Source organism: Pseudomonas versuta, from assembly GCF_001294575.1.
In the GTDB taxonomy this organism is placed as follows: domain Bacteria; phylum Pseudomonadota; class Gammaproteobacteria; order Pseudomonadales; family Pseudomonadaceae; genus Aquipseudomonas; species Aquipseudomonas versuta.
The window spans coordinates 3,317,703-3,332,280 of the sequence record NZ_CP012676.1 but is presented as its reverse complement, the minus strand read 5'-3'; the positions used below and the strand labels follow the sequence as shown (position 1 = coordinate 3,332,280).

At 57.4% G+C, this 14,578-nt stretch carries 14 protein-coding genes and 1 pseudogene; 8 read left to right on the top strand and 7 right to left on the bottom strand.

All coding sequences use genetic code 11. From position 1 onward, the window contains the following. Window positions 1–26 precede the first annotated feature (26 nt). Both AOC04_RS14910 and AOC04_RS14905 read left to right on the top strand, forming a co-directional pair. Complete coding sequence (locus tag AOC04_RS14910; RefSeq protein ID WP_060694657.1) at window positions 27–698, top strand: response regulator; 672 nt, start codon at window positions 27–29, stop codon at window positions 696–698. After that, complete coding sequence (locus AOC04_RS14905) at window positions 691–2,097, top strand: sensor histidine kinase (RefSeq protein ID WP_060694655.1); 1,407 nt, start codon at window positions 691–693, stop codon at window positions 2,095–2,097. The genes AOC04_RS14910 and AOC04_RS14905 overlap by 8 nt, the downstream gene beginning before the upstream one ends. Before the next feature lie 96 nt (window positions 2,098–2,193). Here the strand turns inward: AOC04_RS14905 and AOC04_RS14900 are convergent, their stop codons facing one another. Together AOC04_RS14900 and ygfZ are read right to left on the bottom strand one after the other, a co-directional pair. Then, entirely contained in the window at window positions 2,194–3,012 is an 819-nt protein-coding gene (locus AOC04_RS14900) for an HDOD domain-containing protein (protein ID WP_060694653.1), read from the bottom strand. A gap of 26 nt (window positions 3,013–3,038) precedes the next feature. Beyond that, window positions 3,039–3,980, bottom strand: coding sequence for a CAF17-like 4Fe-4S cluster assembly/insertion protein YgfZ (gene ygfZ / locus AOC04_RS14895; RefSeq protein WP_060694651.1), 942 nt, complete (start codon window positions 3,978–3,980; stop codon window positions 3,039–3,041). A gap of 139 nt (window positions 3,981–4,119) precedes the next feature. Between ygfZ and AOC04_RS14890 the strand changes: the two genes are divergently transcribed. Continuing rightward, window positions 4,120–4,374, top strand: a complete 255-nt coding sequence (locus AOC04_RS14890) for an FAD assembly factor SdhE (RefSeq protein ID WP_003440597.1) — start codon at window positions 4,120–4,122, stop codon at window positions 4,372–4,374. Further along, a complete protein-coding gene (locus AOC04_RS14885; protein ID WP_060694649.1) occupies window positions 4,358–4,810 on the top strand; it encodes a protein YgfX in 453 nt (150 codons plus the stop codon). The genes AOC04_RS14890 and AOC04_RS14885 overlap by 17 nt, the downstream gene beginning before the upstream one ends. Here AOC04_RS14885 and nadB read toward each other — a convergent pair. After that, the gene (gene nadB / locus AOC04_RS14880; RefSeq protein ID WP_060694647.1) at window positions 4,779–6,395 is read right to left on the bottom strand and encodes an L-aspartate oxidase; all 1,617 of its coding nucleotides are present in this window, start codon (window positions 6,393–6,395) and stop codon (window positions 4,779–4,781) included. The genes AOC04_RS14885 and nadB overlap by 32 nt on opposite strands. Window positions 6,396–6,899: 504 nt before the next feature. Here nadB and rpoE point away from each other — a divergent pair. The 4 genes and pseudogenes from rpoE to AOC04_RS14860 all read left to right on the top strand — a co-directional run bounded on the left by rpoE (window position 6,900) and on the right by AOC04_RS14860 (window position 10,685). Then, complete coding sequence (gene rpoE / locus AOC04_RS14875) at window positions 6,900–7,481, top strand: RNA polymerase sigma factor RpoE/AlgU (RefSeq protein ID WP_003172477.1); 582 nt, start codon at window positions 6,900–6,902, stop codon at window positions 7,479–7,481. 31 nt (window positions 7,482–7,512) lie between these two features. Beyond that, window positions 7,513–8,103, top strand: a complete 591-nt coding sequence (locus AOC04_RS14870) for a sigma-E factor negative regulatory protein (RefSeq protein ID WP_060694645.1) — start codon at window positions 7,513–7,515, stop codon at window positions 8,101–8,103. A gap of 8 nt (window positions 8,104–8,111) precedes the next feature. After that, a pseudogene (locus tag AOC04_RS14865) lies at window positions 8,112–9,079 on the top strand (MucB/RseB C-terminal domain-containing protein). A 184-nt stretch (window positions 9,080–9,263) separates the two neighbouring features. Further along, a complete protein-coding gene (locus AOC04_RS14860) occupies window positions 9,264–10,685 on the top strand; it encodes a DegQ family serine endoprotease (RefSeq protein WP_060694643.1) in 1,422 nt (473 codons plus the stop codon). 93 nt (window positions 10,686–10,778) lie between these two features. Here AOC04_RS14860 and AOC04_RS14855 read toward each other — a convergent pair whose 3' ends face one another. The 4 genes from AOC04_RS14855 to AOC04_RS14840 form a co-directional block, all read right to left on the bottom strand. Next, on the bottom strand, window positions 10,779–11,267 hold the full coding sequence (locus AOC04_RS14855) for an RDD family protein (protein ID WP_060694640.1): 489 nt from the start codon (window positions 11,265–11,267) through the stop codon (window positions 10,779–10,781). A 96-nt stretch (window positions 11,268–11,363) separates the two neighbouring features. Continuing rightward, window positions 11,364–11,576, bottom strand: coding sequence for a cold-shock protein (locus AOC04_RS14850; RefSeq protein WP_003440624.1), 213 nt, complete (start codon window positions 11,574–11,576; stop codon window positions 11,364–11,366). A gap of 380 nt (window positions 11,577–11,956) precedes the next feature. Beyond that, complete coding sequence (gcvT, locus tag AOC04_RS14845) at window positions 11,957–13,087, bottom strand: glycine cleavage system aminomethyltransferase GcvT (RefSeq protein ID WP_060694637.1); 1,131 nt, start codon at window positions 13,085–13,087, stop codon at window positions 11,957–11,959. A 17-nt stretch (window positions 13,088–13,104) separates the two neighbouring features. After that, window positions 13,105–14,481, bottom strand: coding sequence for an L-serine ammonia-lyase (locus AOC04_RS14840; RefSeq protein ID WP_060694635.1), 1,377 nt, complete (start codon window positions 14,479–14,481; stop codon window positions 13,105–13,107). Between the last annotated feature and the right edge of the window lie 97 nt (window positions 14,482–14,578).

The following is a 14,578-nucleotide window of genomic DNA, read 5'->3' as shown; positions in this document are numbered from 1 at the left end:
TGCATAAAAATAATGAGGTAAATCCGATGCGTGTACTTTTGGTCGAGGATCAGTTGCAGTTGGCCGAGAGTGTTGCCCAGGCCTTGAAAAGCACGGGGCTGACCGTGGATGTACTGCACGACGGCGTGGCTGCCGACCTGGCCTTGAGCAGCGAAGAGTATGCGGTGGCGATCCTGGATGTGGGGTTGCCACGCATGGACGGTTTTGAAGTGCTGGCGCGTTTGCGCAGTCGGGGCAAGACCCTGCCGGTATTGATGCTGACGGCGCGTAGCGATGTCAGAGACCGGGTACACGGGCTTAATCTTGGGGCTGATGACTATCTGGCCAAACCCTTCGAACTGACTGAGCTTGAGGCAAGGGTCAAAGCCCTGCTGCGCCGAAGTGTGCTGGGCGGGGAGCGTCAGCAGCAGTGCGGAGCTCTGGTGTACGACCTGGGAACCCGACGCTTCACCCTTGGCGATGAATTGCTGATCCTGACTTCGCGCGAGCAAGCGGTGCTTGAGGCGTTGATCGCAAGGCCCGGAAGGGTCATGAGCAAGGAGCAACTGGCGGCCCAGGTATTTGGCCTGGACGAGGAAGCCAGTTCTGATGCCATCGAAATCTATATTCACCGGCTGCGTAAAAAACTCGACGGCCAGGCGGTAGCGATTGTGACCTTCAGGGGCCTGGGGTACCTGCTGGAAGGCCGCGATGTTTAAATTCGACAGTTTGCGCGGGCGTTTATTGTGGAATCTCTCGCTGTTGCTGGTGGCATTGATGCTGGCCAGCGGTTTCAGCGCTTACTTCAATGGCCGTGAAGCTGCCGACACGGCCTATGACCGGACCCTGCTGGCCTCGGCACGGACTATTGCTGCCGGTCTGTCGCAACGTGATGGCAGCTTGAGTGCCGATGTCCCTTATGTCGCGCTCGATACTTTTGCCTACGACAGCGCCGGACGTATCTACTACCAGGTCAACGACATTCATCAGCAGCTGATTTCCGGTTATGAACAGTTGCCGGCTCCGCCTGCGGGTACCCCGCGTACCGATGATTACCCGGCTCTGGCACGGTTTTATAACGGCCAGTATCAGGGGCAAAACGTGCGGGTGGTGAGCCTGCTCAAGGCCGTGAGTGAGCCCAACATGAATGGCATGGCGGAAATTCGGGTTGCCGAAACTGACGAGGCGCGCGTGGCCATGGCGCGTAGTTTGATGGCCGACACATTATTGCGCCTGGGCATGTTGGGGCTGGGGGCATTAATAGTGGTGTGGTTTGCGGTCAGTGCGGCATTGCGACCGCTGGAGCGTTTGCGCACCGCGGTTGAGGAGCGCCAGCCCGATGACTTGCGGCCACTGCCGTTGGTGTCGGTACAGCGAGAGTTGCGGCCATTGGTGCAGGCGCTCAATCACTTTACCGAGCGTTTGCGTGGTCAGTTTGAGCGCCAGGCGCAATTTATTGCCGACGCCGCCCATGAGTTGCGCACCCCCCTGGCGGTGCTCAAGGCCCGGCTCGAATTGGGCTTGCGGGCCAATGACGCGCAGACCTGGCGCATGACCCTTGAACAGGCAGCGAATGACACCGACCGTTTGACCCAGCTGGCGAATCAGCTGCTATCGCTGGCGCGGATTGAAAACGGCGCGCGCGCCATTGCCGAAGGCGGGGCGCAGTTGCTCGATCTCAGCCAGTTGGCCCGTGAGCTGGGAATGGCCATGGCGCCACTCGCCCATGCGCGGGGCGTAGCCTTGGCGCTTGAGGCGGATCAGCCAGTGTGGATGCGCGGCGAGCCCACATTGTTGAGTGAATTGTTAAGCAATCTGGTGGACAACGCACTGGCCCATACGCCGAAGGGCGGTAATGTGATTCTGCGTGTAACGCCCCATGCCGTGCTTGAGGTTGAAGACGACGGGCCGGGCATCCCCCTTGTAGACCGCGAGCGAGTGTTTGAGCGCTTTTATCGACGCAACCATGAGGTGGCAGGCTCGGGGCTCGGGCTGGCGATAGTCGGAGAGATTTGTCGTGCGCACCTGGCACCGATCAGCCTGCACGATGGCGCGCAGGGCGGGTTGAAAGTACGGGTGAGTTTTGTGCTGGCCGGAGGGCGTACGCAAACCTTGTAGGCGCTGCCGAAGGCTGCGATAAGGGGCGAAGGACATTCGGGACAGCTACGCGCTCCATCGCAGCCTTCGGCAGCGACTACAGGTTTTGATCTGGCTTCAGATAAACATCCCGCGTGCCGCGTTCAGATCGTCCTGGAACTTTTGGTCATCGGCATCCACCCCCAGTTTTTTGAAGGCGGGCAGGGTGCTCAGCTCAAGACCCGCAACTGCGTTGCTGCCTTGAGAGCAGAACAGGGTCGCGATTTGTACCAGGTCGATGTAGTCGATGACCTTGGAGTCGCGAGTGAAGTCCTGGTACTGGCCGGGGAGTTTCAGCAACATTTCGGGGAATTCCCACACCGCCAGCAGCTTGTCGCCAATGCGCGGATGAATGCTCTCGATGACGTGATTCAGCGACACCGGATCGAACAGCAGTTCATTGTGGTCTTCGGCGTAGGTCAGAATCGGCAGCACGCCAATTTGATGGACCAGCCCTCCGAGTGCCGCCTGATCAGGCTTGAGTGAGGTGTATCGACGACACAGGGTGTAGCAAATCCCGGCGATCTCCAGACTTTGGCGCCACACGTCGCGCATTTTGTTTTCGACCACTTGCGAACGGGCATGAAAAATCTGTTCCATCACCAGTCCGATCGCCAGATTACTGCTGTAGTTGACGCCCAGGCGGGTGATGGCGGTATGCAGGTCGGTGACTTCGTAGAGGGCTCGTAGCAGCGGACTGTTGACGACCTTAATCAGTCGCGCCGACAGCGCAGTGTCGCGACCGATGACTTTACTCAGATGACTTACGCTGATTTCAGGGTTTTCTGCTGCTTTGCGGATGTTTAACGCCACTTCCGGTAGCGTGGGCAAAACCAGGTCATCTTTATCGATGGCCTTAATCAAGTCCATTTGGACCTTGTGCGCCAACGTACTCATTTCTGTTCTCTAGCAAGGTGTGGCAATTAGCGCTGGATCTCACGGTCACGGTCTAGCTGGTACGGCAAGTCAAGCAGCGAAAGAGTTGGACCTTGCGCATCACCTATATGGATTTCACCCACTTCTACGGCATCGGCGGTCAGGACACAAAGCAGCTCGATGCCGTTTTCAGCATGGGCAGCCATCACGACTTCACCCACGCTGCTGCCATGAGCAGGTGCAAACAGTGGCGTTGCGGGGGCGGGCAGTTCGTCAGACTCAAGACGCAGGCGGTAGAGGCGGCGTTTGAGTTTGCCCAGATACTGCATGCGCGCGACGATTTCCTGCCCGGTATAACAGCCTTTTTTGAAGCTGACTGCGCCTACCGCTTGCAGGTTGAGCATTTGCGGAATGAACAGTTCGCGGGTCTGGGGCATGACCTGGCCGATGCCTGCACGAATCTGGCCAAGGATCCATTGATTGAGGTCGGCTTCAACCAGTTGCGCTTTGAGGTGTTGCTCCAGGCTTTCTGTCTGCTCAGCAGCTGCCCACAGCTCGGCCCGGCCCTCGCTGACGCGAATGGCGATCAAACCGTTGGCTCTGACTACGCTGTCGGTTTCGGCTGGCAGATGGAGGCCCAGGCTTTCCAGCGCGGCATCTGCCTGGTGCAGGCCAAAGCGCACCCAGCTGGCGCTGTCGTCGGTCAGTTTTGACTTGGAGAAAACGGCATATTTTTTCAGGTCTGCCAACTGCGGCTCGACCAGTTCGCGAGCCATCGCCAGCAGGCAACCTTCGGTCTCAAGAACAATGCGGAAGCTGGACTGCATCCGGCCTTTTTGCGTGCAGCGTGCACCCAGGCTCGAGCGCGTCTCGCTCAAATAGTTGAGGTTGCAGGTCAGCTGCCCCTGCAGGAACTTGCTGGCGTCATTGCCGATAACGGCGAGAACGCCTTCGTGAGAAAGGGTGCAGAAAAAAGCAGAGTCGGCCATGGGTCATCGCAGGTAATAAAGTCTGGGATACATCATAGAGGTGCGACCTGCAAATGGGTAGTTCAATGCCTGGCGACCAAAGCCGACTGTTCTATGGCGGATCGGGCTGTATACTTGCGCTCTATTTGAGGAGCGCTCCATGGTCGAAGATGTTGAACTCAATCGTCTCTACTGGCACAGCCGTCGCGGCATGCTGGAGCTTGACGTGTTGCTGGTGCCTTTCGTCAAGGAAGTGTACGCCACCCTTAATGATGTCGATCGTGAATGCTATCGCAAGCTGCTTGAGTGCGAAGACCAGGATATGTTCGGCTGGTTCATGGAACGCGCAGAGTCCGAGGACCCGGAGTTGCAGCGCATGGTTCGCATGATTCTGGATCGTGTCCAGCCCAAGTAATTATTTCGAGTGCCGCTGGCGTGCCTCCGGGCAATTGCTGGCGGCATGTCTTGCAGCCCAGACCCTGGCGCTGATCTCAATTTGCCTTCTGTCGATTCCTGTCTGGGCACGTGTGTCCGGTATTTTGCTGTGTCTGGCCCATGGTTATTGGGTGCTGGGGCGCCACATCCGCTTGACCCACTGCTCGGCCTATAGCGGGTTGCGCCGGGATGCCGACGGCTGGCAGTTATGGAACCGTGCCAGGGGCTGGCAGGCCGTTCAATTGCGTCGTGACAGCCTAGCGTTGCCAAGTGTGGTGATCGTGCGCTTCAGAGTGTGCAATGAACGCTGGGTGCGCACGGTATGCATTCCCCGTGACGCGCTGGCGCCGGATCAGCACCGGCGCTTGCGCGTGCGGCTGAAATTCAGCCGACGTAGGTGGTCGGCACCAGAATAGTGTCCAGGGCCTCGGGCAGCATGTGCGGGTAGTCGAGGGTGTAATGCAGGCCTCGCGACTCTTTTCTCGCCATGGCGCTGCGGATCATCAGTTCGGCCACTTGCGCCAGATTTCGCAGTTCAATCAGGTCGCGGCTGACTTTGTAGTTGCTGTAGAACTCGTCAATCTCATCCAGCAGCAGACGTACGCGGTGTTGTGCCCGTTGCAGGCGTTTGTTGGTGCGTACGATGCCGACGTAGTCCCACATGAAGCGCCGCAATTCATCCCAGTTGTGGGCAATGATCACATCTTCATCCGAGTCCGTGACCTGGCTGGCATCCCAGTCAGGGAGGGCGACAGGCGTGGCCACCTGGGGCAGTTGGGCGAGGATGTCGGCCGCTGCCGACTTGGCATATACAAAGCACTCCAGCAGCGAATTGCTGGCCATGCGATTGGCGCCATGCAAACCGGTGAAGCTGGTTTCACCAATGGCATACAGGCCCGGCACATCGGTGTGGCCATGCTCGTCCACCATCACCCCGCCGCAGGTGTAATGTGCTGCCGGCACCACCGGGATCGCCTGTTTGGTGATGTCGATGGAGAACTCCAGGCAGCGCTCATAGACAGTCGGGAAGTGCGTTTTGATGAAGGCTTCTGACTGGTGGCTGATATCGAGATACACGCAATCGATACCCAGGCGCTTCATCTCGTGGTCAATAGCGCGGGCGACGATATCTCGTGGCGCCAACTCCCCGCGCGGGTCAAAACGATGCATGAAGCGCTCGCCGTCAGGCAGTTTGAGGTGTGCGCCTTCGCCACGTAACGCTTCGGTAATCAGAAAGCTTTTGGCCTGGGGGTGGTACAGGCATGTGGGGTGGAACTGGTTGAATTCCAGATTCGCCACCCGACACCCGGAACGCCAGGCCATGGCAATGCCATCACCGCAGGCACCGTCGGGGTTGCTGGTATAGAGGTAGACCTTGGCGGCACCACCTGTGGCCAGAATGGTGAAGCGTGAACCGTAGGTCTCGACCTCTCCCGTGCTGCGGTTGAGCACATAAGCCCCCAGGCAGCGATCGCCTTCCAGGCCCAGCCGGCGCTCGGTAATCAGATCAACGGCGACCCGCTGCTCAAGCAATTCAATGTTGGGTCGTTGGCGGGCTTGCTCGAGCAGGGTTTTGAAAATGGCAGCGCCGGTGGCGTCAGCGGCATGGATAATTCGCCGGTGGCTGTGCCCGCCTTCGCGGGTGAGGTGGAACTCAAAGCCCGGCTGTTCTGGGTTTGCGTCTTCATCACGGGTGAAGGGTACGCCCTGGTCGATCAGCCACTGGATGGCTTCGCGGCTGTGCTCGACGGTGAACCGCACTGCGTCTTCATGACACAAGCCGCCTCCAGCGTTGAGGGTGTCTTCGACGTGAGACTGCACGGTGTCGGTGTCATCGAGGACGGCGGCCACTCCGCCCTGTGCCCAGAACGTCGAGCCGTTGGCCAGATCGCCTTTGCTGAGCACTGCAATACGCATGTGCCCCGGCAGTGTAAGGGCCAGGCTCAAACCGGCAGCGCCGCTGCCAATCACCAGCACATCATGTTGAAAATGTTGGCTCATTCTTCTTGGATCCGCAAAAAAAGCGCCCACTAGTATATAGAGGGGGGGATCGGCACAATAGCCGGGCTTTTGTGGCATAGGGAAAGTACAGCGGGCAGGAAGTGTGCCTCAGAGTTGTGGGGCCTGCATGGCGATTTGCACAATTAATCGGCATCCGCCCGCAGCAACTCAGGCCTAGGCTTGTTGCTAGCGCTCATATGGCTTGATTTCGTATGAGGTTTTGAACTTTTCCTGAGGCCAGGGGCTCCATAGAGGGTTGGCCTTCATATGGGAGAACAGCGTCGAATGTGCAGCGGGTTTTCGATCTGACCCCAGCTGTTGAATTTGACGACAAGATTATCGACGCAGCCGGGCAGGCCCGAGCTGCGTTTTCGTGCGTGCCAAATCAGAGTGCGCAGGAAACTTGCCAGGGGGGAGAGAACTTTTGCGTAAAAGCCGAGTCTATGTTTGCAAGCCTGATCAATTAGCAAAGCATTCTTCCTCCCGGTCTTATGAGGAGTATTCATGCTAACCCAGGAAGAGGATCAGCAGCTGGTCGAGCGCGTACAGCGCGGCGACAAGCGAGCTTTCGATCTGCTCGTGTTGAAGTATCAGCACAAAATTCTCGGGTTGATCGTGCGTTTTGTGCACGACACCCATGAAGCCCAGGATGTCGCTCAGGAAGCCTTTATCAAGGCTTACAGGGCACTAGGTAATTTTCGCGGTGACAGCGCCTTTTATACCTGGCTGTACCGTATTGCTATCAACACGGCGAAAAACTATTTGGTGTCCCGCGGTCGACGTCCTCCTGATAGCGATGTGAGTTCTGAAGACGCTGAATTTTATGATGGTGATCACGGTCTCAAGGATCTTGAGTCGCCGGAGCGTGCTTTGCTCCGTGACGAGATTGAGGGCACGGTTCACCGCACCATTCAGCAATTACCAGAAGATTTGCGTACGGCGTTAACTTTACGTGAGTTTGATGGTCTGAGTTACGAGGACATTGCGAGTGTCATGCAATGTCCGGTGGGTACCGTGCGCTCCCGGATTTTCCGCGCTCGGGAAGCCATCGATAAAGCCCTGCAGCCGTTGTTGCAGGAAAACTGAGACAGCGGCGATAGCCAAGAGAGGAACCGCCATGAGTCGTGAAGCCCTGCAGGAATCGCTGTCCGCGGTGATGGATAACGAAGCGGACGAACTGGAATTACGTCGGGTATTAAGTGCCTTTGACGATACACAAACACGTGATACTTGGTCCCGTTACCAGTTGGCACGTGCTGTGATGCACAAGGACTTGTTGATTCCAAATCTGGACATCGCATCAGCCGTTTCGGCCGCTTTGGCCGAAGAGCAGACGCCTGCCAAAGTCGTACGTGGCCCTTGGCGCGGTATCGGTCGTCTGGCCGTCGCTGCCTCGGTCACAGTTGCTGTATTGGCGGGTGTAAGACTGTACAACCAGGATGATATTGTCGGTAACCAGCTGGCGCAGCAAAATGCTCCGCAGAGCCTGAGTGCTCCGATGGTGAAAGGCCCGGCAGTATTGGCGAACTACAGCGAGAGCTCCGACCAGGCCACCGGTCCAATGGCTAACGGCGTTCTGCAAGGTCAACCTGGATGGCAAGATCAGCGTTTGCCGGGTTACCTGCGCCAGCATGCACAGCAAGCCGCGTTGAAGGGTACTGAAAGCCCTCTGCCTTATGCTCGTGCTGCCAGCCTGGAAAACCGTTAAGGACCATCATGCGCGTCCTACCTCTGCTACCTTTTCTGCTCACTGGTTTATTTGTTGTTCCTGCCCAGGCCGATGAAGCCAGAGATTGGCTTAAACGCCTCGGGCAGGCCGAGCAACAGCAAAGCTACCAGGGCACTTTCGTCTACGAACGCAACGGCAGTTTTTCTACCCATGGTATCTGGCACCTGGTGCAAGACGGGTCCGTGCGTGAACGACTGATGCAACTGGACGGAGCTGCGCAAGAGGTTGTTCGTGCAGATGGTCGCACCGAGTGCGTCAGTGGCAAGATTATCTCCGGGCTCGGAGATACTCCGGTCACCACCGCGCGACAGCTCAACACCGAGCGCCTTAATGACTGGTATTCAGTCGCAAAGGTTGGCGACTCACGGGTCGCTGGCCGGCCTGTATCCGTCATTGCTTTCACGCCTCGCGACCAGCATCGCTACGGGGTTGAACTGTATCTGGATAACGAAACAGGTTTGGCACTGAAATCATTGTTACTCAATGACAAGGGGCAGTTGCTTGAGCGTTTCCAGTTTACAACTCTTGATACAACGCCTCCGGATGACAGTGAGCTCAAGCCCACCGGTAAATGCCGTCCTGTTGTCGCGTCTGATCCTGCGCCATCCGCGGTCAAAACTACCCATGTCTGGCATTCAGACTGGTTACCTCCGGGTTTTGAACTGATCAGCAGTACTGTGCGCAATGACCCTCAGACCAAGTCTGAAGTTACCAGCCTTTTGTACGACGATGGTTTGACGCGCTTCTCGGTGTTTCTTGAGCCACTGAAGGGCAGCTCTGTACCCGATACGCGGTTACAACTGGGCCCGACCGTTGCGGTCTCCAGGCATCTCACTACCCCGGGGGTGACATGATGGCCACGGTTGTGGGGGAGATTCCGATGGGTACCGCAGAGCGGATTGCGCTCTCGATGCGTGCCGGTCAGAACGATCCTGCTCCGCAGGGCAAGCCATAGTGGTGTTCGGAAATGATCGGTGAGCGTTCAGATTCACCAGACATTTTATCTCTATATACAGGTCAGAGCCCGCAAGGCTCTGGCCTTGTTTGTTTTCTGGGCCAAAAAAAAAGGTCTATGCTGCCCTTAGTTTTTTGGTGCTTGTCGCTTAACTCTGCTTGCTATTAACGGGAGCTGTAAATCAATGCCTCGATTGAAATCTTACTTACCCATTTTTGCAGCCGTGCTGATGCTCGGGCAGGCAGTGCCGGTCCTTGCTGAAGCACAGTTACCTGACTTCACGCAACTGGTCGAGCAGGCCTCTCCGGCCGTGGTGAACATCAGTACCACGCAAAAGCTGCCCGATCGCAAAGTCTCCAGCATGGGGCAAATGCCCGATCTGGAAGGCCTGCCGCCTGGTCTGCGGGACTTCTTTGAACGCAGCCTGCCGCCTGGCAGTGGCGGCCAGGGGGGGCGTCAGCGTGAGGCCCAGTCCCTGGGGTCTGGCTTCATCATCTCGCCGGACGGCTACATCCTGACCAACAACCATGTGGTTGCGGATGCGGATGAAATCATCGTGCGCCTGTCTGACCGCAGTGAAATGAAAGCCAAGCTGGTCGGCACAGATCCACGCTCCGACGTCGCATTGCTGAAAATCGACGGCAAGAACCTGCCAGTTTTAAAACTGGGCAAATCCCAGGACCTCAAGGCCGGTCAGTGGGTGGTTGCCATAGGTTCACCGTTCGGGTTTGACCACACCGTGACCCAAGGCATCATCAGCGCCATCGGTCGCAGCCTGCCCAATGAAAGCTACGTGCCGTTCATCCAAACTGACGTGCCGATTAACCCGGGTAACTCGGGTGGCCCGTTGTTCAACCTGACGGGCGAAGTAGTGGGTATCAACTCGCAAATCTATACCCGCTCCGGCGGCTTTATGGGCGTGTCTTTCGCCATTCCTATCGATGTGGCGATGGATGTTGCCAATCAGCTCAAAGCAGGCGGCAAGGTAAGCCGTGGCTGGTTGGGCGTGGTGATTCAAGAGGTCAACAAAGACCTGGCCGAGTCGTTTGGTCTGGATAAACCGGCCGGTGCGCTGGTGGCCCAGGTGCTTGACGACGGTCCTGCTGCCAAAGGTGGCCTGCAAGTGGGTGACGTGATCCTGAGCATGAATGGTCAGCCGATCGTGATGTCCGCAGACCTGCCGCATCTGGTGGGCGCACTCAAGGCCGGCAGCAAGGCGACCCTTGAAGTGGTTCGTGACGGCAAGCGCAAAACCCTGGATCTGACCGTGGGGGCTATCCCTGATGAAGGGAAAGAAATGACCTCCGCTGCAGGTGCAGAACTGAGCAGCAATCGCCTGGGTGTGTCCGTGGCGGACTTGAGCGAAGAGCAGAAGAAAGCCAATGACATCAAGGGTGGCGTGATCATCAAGGACGTGCAGGACGGCCCGGCTGCCCTGATTGGCCTGCAGCCAGGCGATGTGATTACTCATCTGAACAACCAGGCAATCACTAATGGCAAACAGTTCACTGAAATTGCCAAGGCATTGCCGAAGAACCGTTCGGTATCGATGCGGGTTCTGCGTCAGGGACGTGCCAGCTTCATTACCTTCAAACTGGCTGAATAGGGGCGCAGCTGAACTGCAGGCGCACGCGTGCTCCTGCAGCTCTGATGTCTCCCGGTAATAAAAAAAGCCCGTATCGAGAGATACGGGCTTTTTTTATTTCTTCGGCTTGGGAATGCGTACCAGCTGGCTACTGGAGTACATGTCGTGCCAGGTGCGGTTGTGCTTGTCGAATATCGACCAGACAAACCCGAGCCCCAGGCACAGCCAGGAGCCGATGGAGACGATAAAGCGCAGCAGAGCCTGCCACAGGCTGATTGCGGTGCCATCGGCATTCTGTACCCGTATGCCCCAGACCTGCATGCCCAGGGTTTGCCCGGAGTGGGTCCAGAACTTCGCAAAGAAGCCGAACAGTACAAAAAACAAAATGGTTGAGAGCAGCGGGTCGCCATCCAATGCCCCCGACTCGGACAACGCCCGCATCTTGGCTTCGCCGATAAAGCTCATCATGATCAGTTTGTAGATGAACGTGGTGACAATAAGCAGGGCCGTGCACAGCAAAAAATCATAAAACATAGCTGCCAGGCGGCGCCCCAGGCCAACGGCGGGAAAGTCGCCTTGAGGGCTAAGTGGTTGTTTCGACATGGCAGGGTCTCGTGAAGGAAAACCGCCATCTTACGGAATTACACCAATAAAAAAGCCTCTGATGTCAGCATCAGAGGCTTTTCAACGCGAGAATGCTTAGCCTTCGGCTTGCACTTCGTCAGCCTGCAGGCCTTTTTGGCCCTGGACTGCAATGAAGGTCACTTTCTGGCCTTCTTTCAAGCTCTTGAAGCCATTGCCCTGAATAGCGCGAAAGTGCACAAACAGGTCCGGACCGCTTTCCGGAGTAATGAAACCAAAACCTTTCTCGTCGTTAAACCACTTTACGGTACCGCTCTGACGTTGGGACATTTCTTAATTCCTTGACGCTAACAATTAATGACAGCCTCTTTGTATTTAAAGAGGACTGGTGCTGGGTTGCAGGAAAGTAAGAGACGCAGAACGGGTTGTAGCAAACATTAAGCTACTGCCCAGGTCACGATTCCAGCGACCCATGCAAACACAGTGGGCAAACTTTACGAAACCGTAAATGAAAATACAAGCCCCTCTTACAGGCCGCGCCCCGTCTGGTTTGCAATGTTTTTCGGGGCGGGTTTTAAAGGTTATTCATCATAGCGGGGTTCAATTGTGCTCATGTTTGTAACTGTGTTTTCGCTATCGAAAGTTTGCACTGTTTTGTGGCAGTTGCATGGCACGTATGTCACGTGAGCATGCAACTGTATTAATTAGCTTTAGACGTGGCCGCGATAATAACGCTGTGGAACAAATGGCAACTTCGACACTTTCAGCGGTACACGTTTACCGCGCACGATTGCCCACACCTCAGAGTCCAGCGGTGTAAATGCTGTATCCAAGTAGCCCATTGCCAGAGGTGCGCCCAGTGTCGGCCCAAAACCGCCGCTGCACACAGTGCCGATGACCGTACCTTCGGCGTCAACGATTTCAGCGCCTTCACGTACCGGGGTGCGCTCTTGGGGCAGCAGGCCCACACGCTTGCGCGCTACACCGTTTTGCTGCTGGGCGAAAATGACGTCGGCACCGGGGAAACCGCCGGCCCGCAGACCGTCGGCGCGACGGGTTTTCGAGATCGCCCAGAGCAGGCTGGCCTCAATCGGCGTGGTGTTTTCGTTCATGTCATGCCCGTACAGGCACAGGCCGGCTTCCAGACGCAGGGAATCTCGTGCGCCAAGGCCAATGGCCTGTACCTCTGGCTCGGCGAGCAGACGGCGTGCCAGAGTTTCTGCGTGTTCTGCCGGAACCGAAATTTCAAAGCCGTCTTCTCCGGTGTAACCCGAACGACTGACGTAGCATTCGACTCCCAGAAGCGTGACAGGGGCAAATTGCATAAAGGTCATTTTTGCCACTTCTGGCGCCAGACGTTGCAGCACAGTCACGGCGGCCGGACCTTGCAGCGCGAGCAAGGCGCGCTCTTCAAACAGCGGCTCTATACTGCAATGTGCGCCCAGGTGCTTGCGCAGATGCGCCAGGTCCTGGTCCTTGCAGGCCGCGTTGACCACCAGAAACAGCTGGTCATTACCCAGATTGGCAACCATCAGATCGTCCAGGATGCCGCCTTGTTCATTGGTGAACATGGCATAGCGCTGCATGCCAACCGGCAGGTCGATGATGTCTACCGGTACCAGAGCTTCCAGTGCCCTGGCCGCATCAGTGCCGCTCAAACGAATTTGCCCCATGTGCGACACATCGAACAACCCGGCGTGTTCACGGGTATGTTGATGTTCTTTCATCACGCCCAACGGGTATTGCACCGGCATGTCATAACCGGCGAATGGCACCATGCGGGCACCGAGTTCAAGGTGCAGTGCGTGCAGCGGGGTTTTAAGCAGTTGTTCGGTGGACATTCGTGACTCCTTGAAAATCAGCACTCAATAATGTTTACGGCCAGACCGCCGCGGGCAGTCTCTTTGTATTTGCTTTTCATGTCGGCGCCGGTCTGGCGCATGGTGCGGATCACCTTGTCCAGTGAGACAAAATGCTGTCCGTCGCCGCGCAGGGCCATCCGTACGGCGTTGATGGCCTTGACCGAGCCCATTGCGTTGCGCTCGATGCAGGGCACCTGCACCAGCCCGCCAATGGGGTCGCAGGTCAGGCCAAGGTTGTGCTCCATACCAATTTCGGCAGCGTTTTCGACTTGCTGCACGCTGCCGCCCAGCACTTCACACAACGCGCCGGCGGCCATGGAGCAAGCCACGCCGACTTCGCCCTGGCAGCCCACTTCGGCGCCTGAGATTGACGCGTTTTCCTTGTACAGAATGCCGATGGCGGCAGCCGTCAGCATGAAGCGCACCACGCCGTCCTCATTGGCCCCGCCAATGAAACGCATGTAGTAATGCAGAACCGCCGGAATGATCCCCGCCGCTCCATTGGTCGGCGCGGTGACCACCCGGCCGCCGTTGGCGTTTTCTTCATTCACGGCCAGGGCGTACAGGTTCACCCAGTCGAGCACTGACAGCGCATCGCGCAGTGCGGCCTCGGGGTTGGCGCACAGCTGCCGGTGCAGCGCGGCGGCTCGCCGCTTGACCTTCAAACCACCCGGCAAAATACCTTCGTTGCGGCAACCTGCACTCACGCAGTCCTGCATCACTTGCCAGATATTCAGCAAGCCGCTGCGGGTTTCTGCTTCCGGGCGCCAGGCGCTTTCATTGGCCATCATCACCTGGCTGATCGACAGATCGTGGGTGACGCAATGGCGCAGCAAGTCTTTGGCAGTTTTGAACGGGTATTTCAGCGCCGTGCTGTCTTCGACAATGCGATCAGCGCCTGCCGCGCCTTCATCCACCACGAAGCCGCCGCCCACCGAGTAATACTCGCGGCTGCGGATCTGAATCCCGGCGCCATCCAGCGCCCGGAAAATCATGCCGTTGGGGTGATAGGGCAGGGGTTTTCGAATCATCGCCAGGTGCGATTTTTCATTGAAATCGATGGGGTGCTCGCCCAGCAGGTTCAAACGCCCGCTGTTGCGAATAGCGGCCAGACGTTCGGCGACTGTTTCGGTGTTTACGGTATCCGGGTGCTCGCCTTCAAGGCCCAGCAGCACGGCCTTGTCGCTGCCGTGGCCTTTGCCGGTGGCGCCGAGGGAACCGTAGAGTTCAACTTTTACGCAGGCAGTGTCTTGCAGCAGGTCATCACGGCGCAGACCTTCGGCAAAACGCGCGGCTGCGCGCATGGGGCCGACGGTATGGGAACTGGAGGGGCCGATGCCAATCTTGAACAGGTCGAACACGCTTAACGACATGGGGTTCTCCGGTTTCTTATAGGTTTGTTGGCAAAAAAACATCCCTGTAGGAGCGAGCTTGCTCGCGAGCTTCTCGTTGCGTAACAGCTCGCGAGCA

Excerpts from the sequence above, each read along its gene's own strand:
- AOC04_RS14870 (WP_060694645.1), top strand. The coding sequence starts at position 7,513 with ATGAGTCGTGAAGCCCTGCAGGAATCGCTGTCCGCGGTGATGGATAAC.
- AOC04_RS14850 (WP_003440624.1), bottom strand. The coding sequence starts at position 11,576 with ATGTCCCAACGTCAGAGCGGTACCGTAAAGTGGTTTAACGACGAGAAA.
- AOC04_RS14890 (WP_003440597.1), top strand. The coding sequence starts at position 4,120 with ATGGTCGAAGATGTTGAACTCAATCGTCTCTACTGGCACAGCCGTCGC.
- AOC04_RS14860 (WP_060694643.1), top strand. The coding sequence starts at position 9,264 with ATGCCTCGATTGAAATCTTACTTACCCATTTTTGCAGCCGTGCTGATG.
- rpoE (WP_003172477.1), top strand. The coding sequence starts at position 6,900 with ATGCTAACCCAGGAAGAGGATCAGCAGCTGGTCGAGCGCGTACAGCGC.
- AOC04_RS14840 (WP_060694635.1), bottom strand. The coding sequence starts at position 14,481 with ATGTCGTTAAGCGTGTTCGACCTGTTCAAGATTGGCATCGGCCCCTCC.
- AOC04_RS14900 (WP_060694653.1), bottom strand. The coding sequence starts at position 3,012 with ATGAGTACGTTGGCGCACAAGGTCCAAATGGACTTGATTAAGGCCATC.
- ygfZ (WP_060694651.1), bottom strand. The coding sequence starts at position 3,980 with ATGGCCGACTCTGCTTTTTTCTGCACCCTTTCTCACGAAGGCGTTCTC.
- AOC04_RS14905 (WP_060694655.1), top strand. The coding sequence starts at position 691 with ATGTTTAAATTCGACAGTTTGCGCGGGCGTTTATTGTGGAATCTCTCG.
- gcvT (WP_060694637.1), bottom strand. The coding sequence starts at position 13,087 with ATGTCCACCGAACAACTGCTTAAAACCCCGCTGCACGCACTGCACCTT.
- AOC04_RS14855 (WP_060694640.1), bottom strand. The coding sequence starts at position 11,267 with ATGTCGAAACAACCACTTAGCCCTCAAGGCGACTTTCCCGCCGTTGGC.
- nadB (WP_060694647.1), bottom strand. The coding sequence starts at position 6,395 with ATGAGCCAACATTTTCAACATGATGTGCTGGTGATTGGCAGCGGCGCT.
- AOC04_RS14910 (WP_060694657.1), top strand. The coding sequence starts at position 27 with ATGCGTGTACTTTTGGTCGAGGATCAGTTGCAGTTGGCCGAGAGTGTT.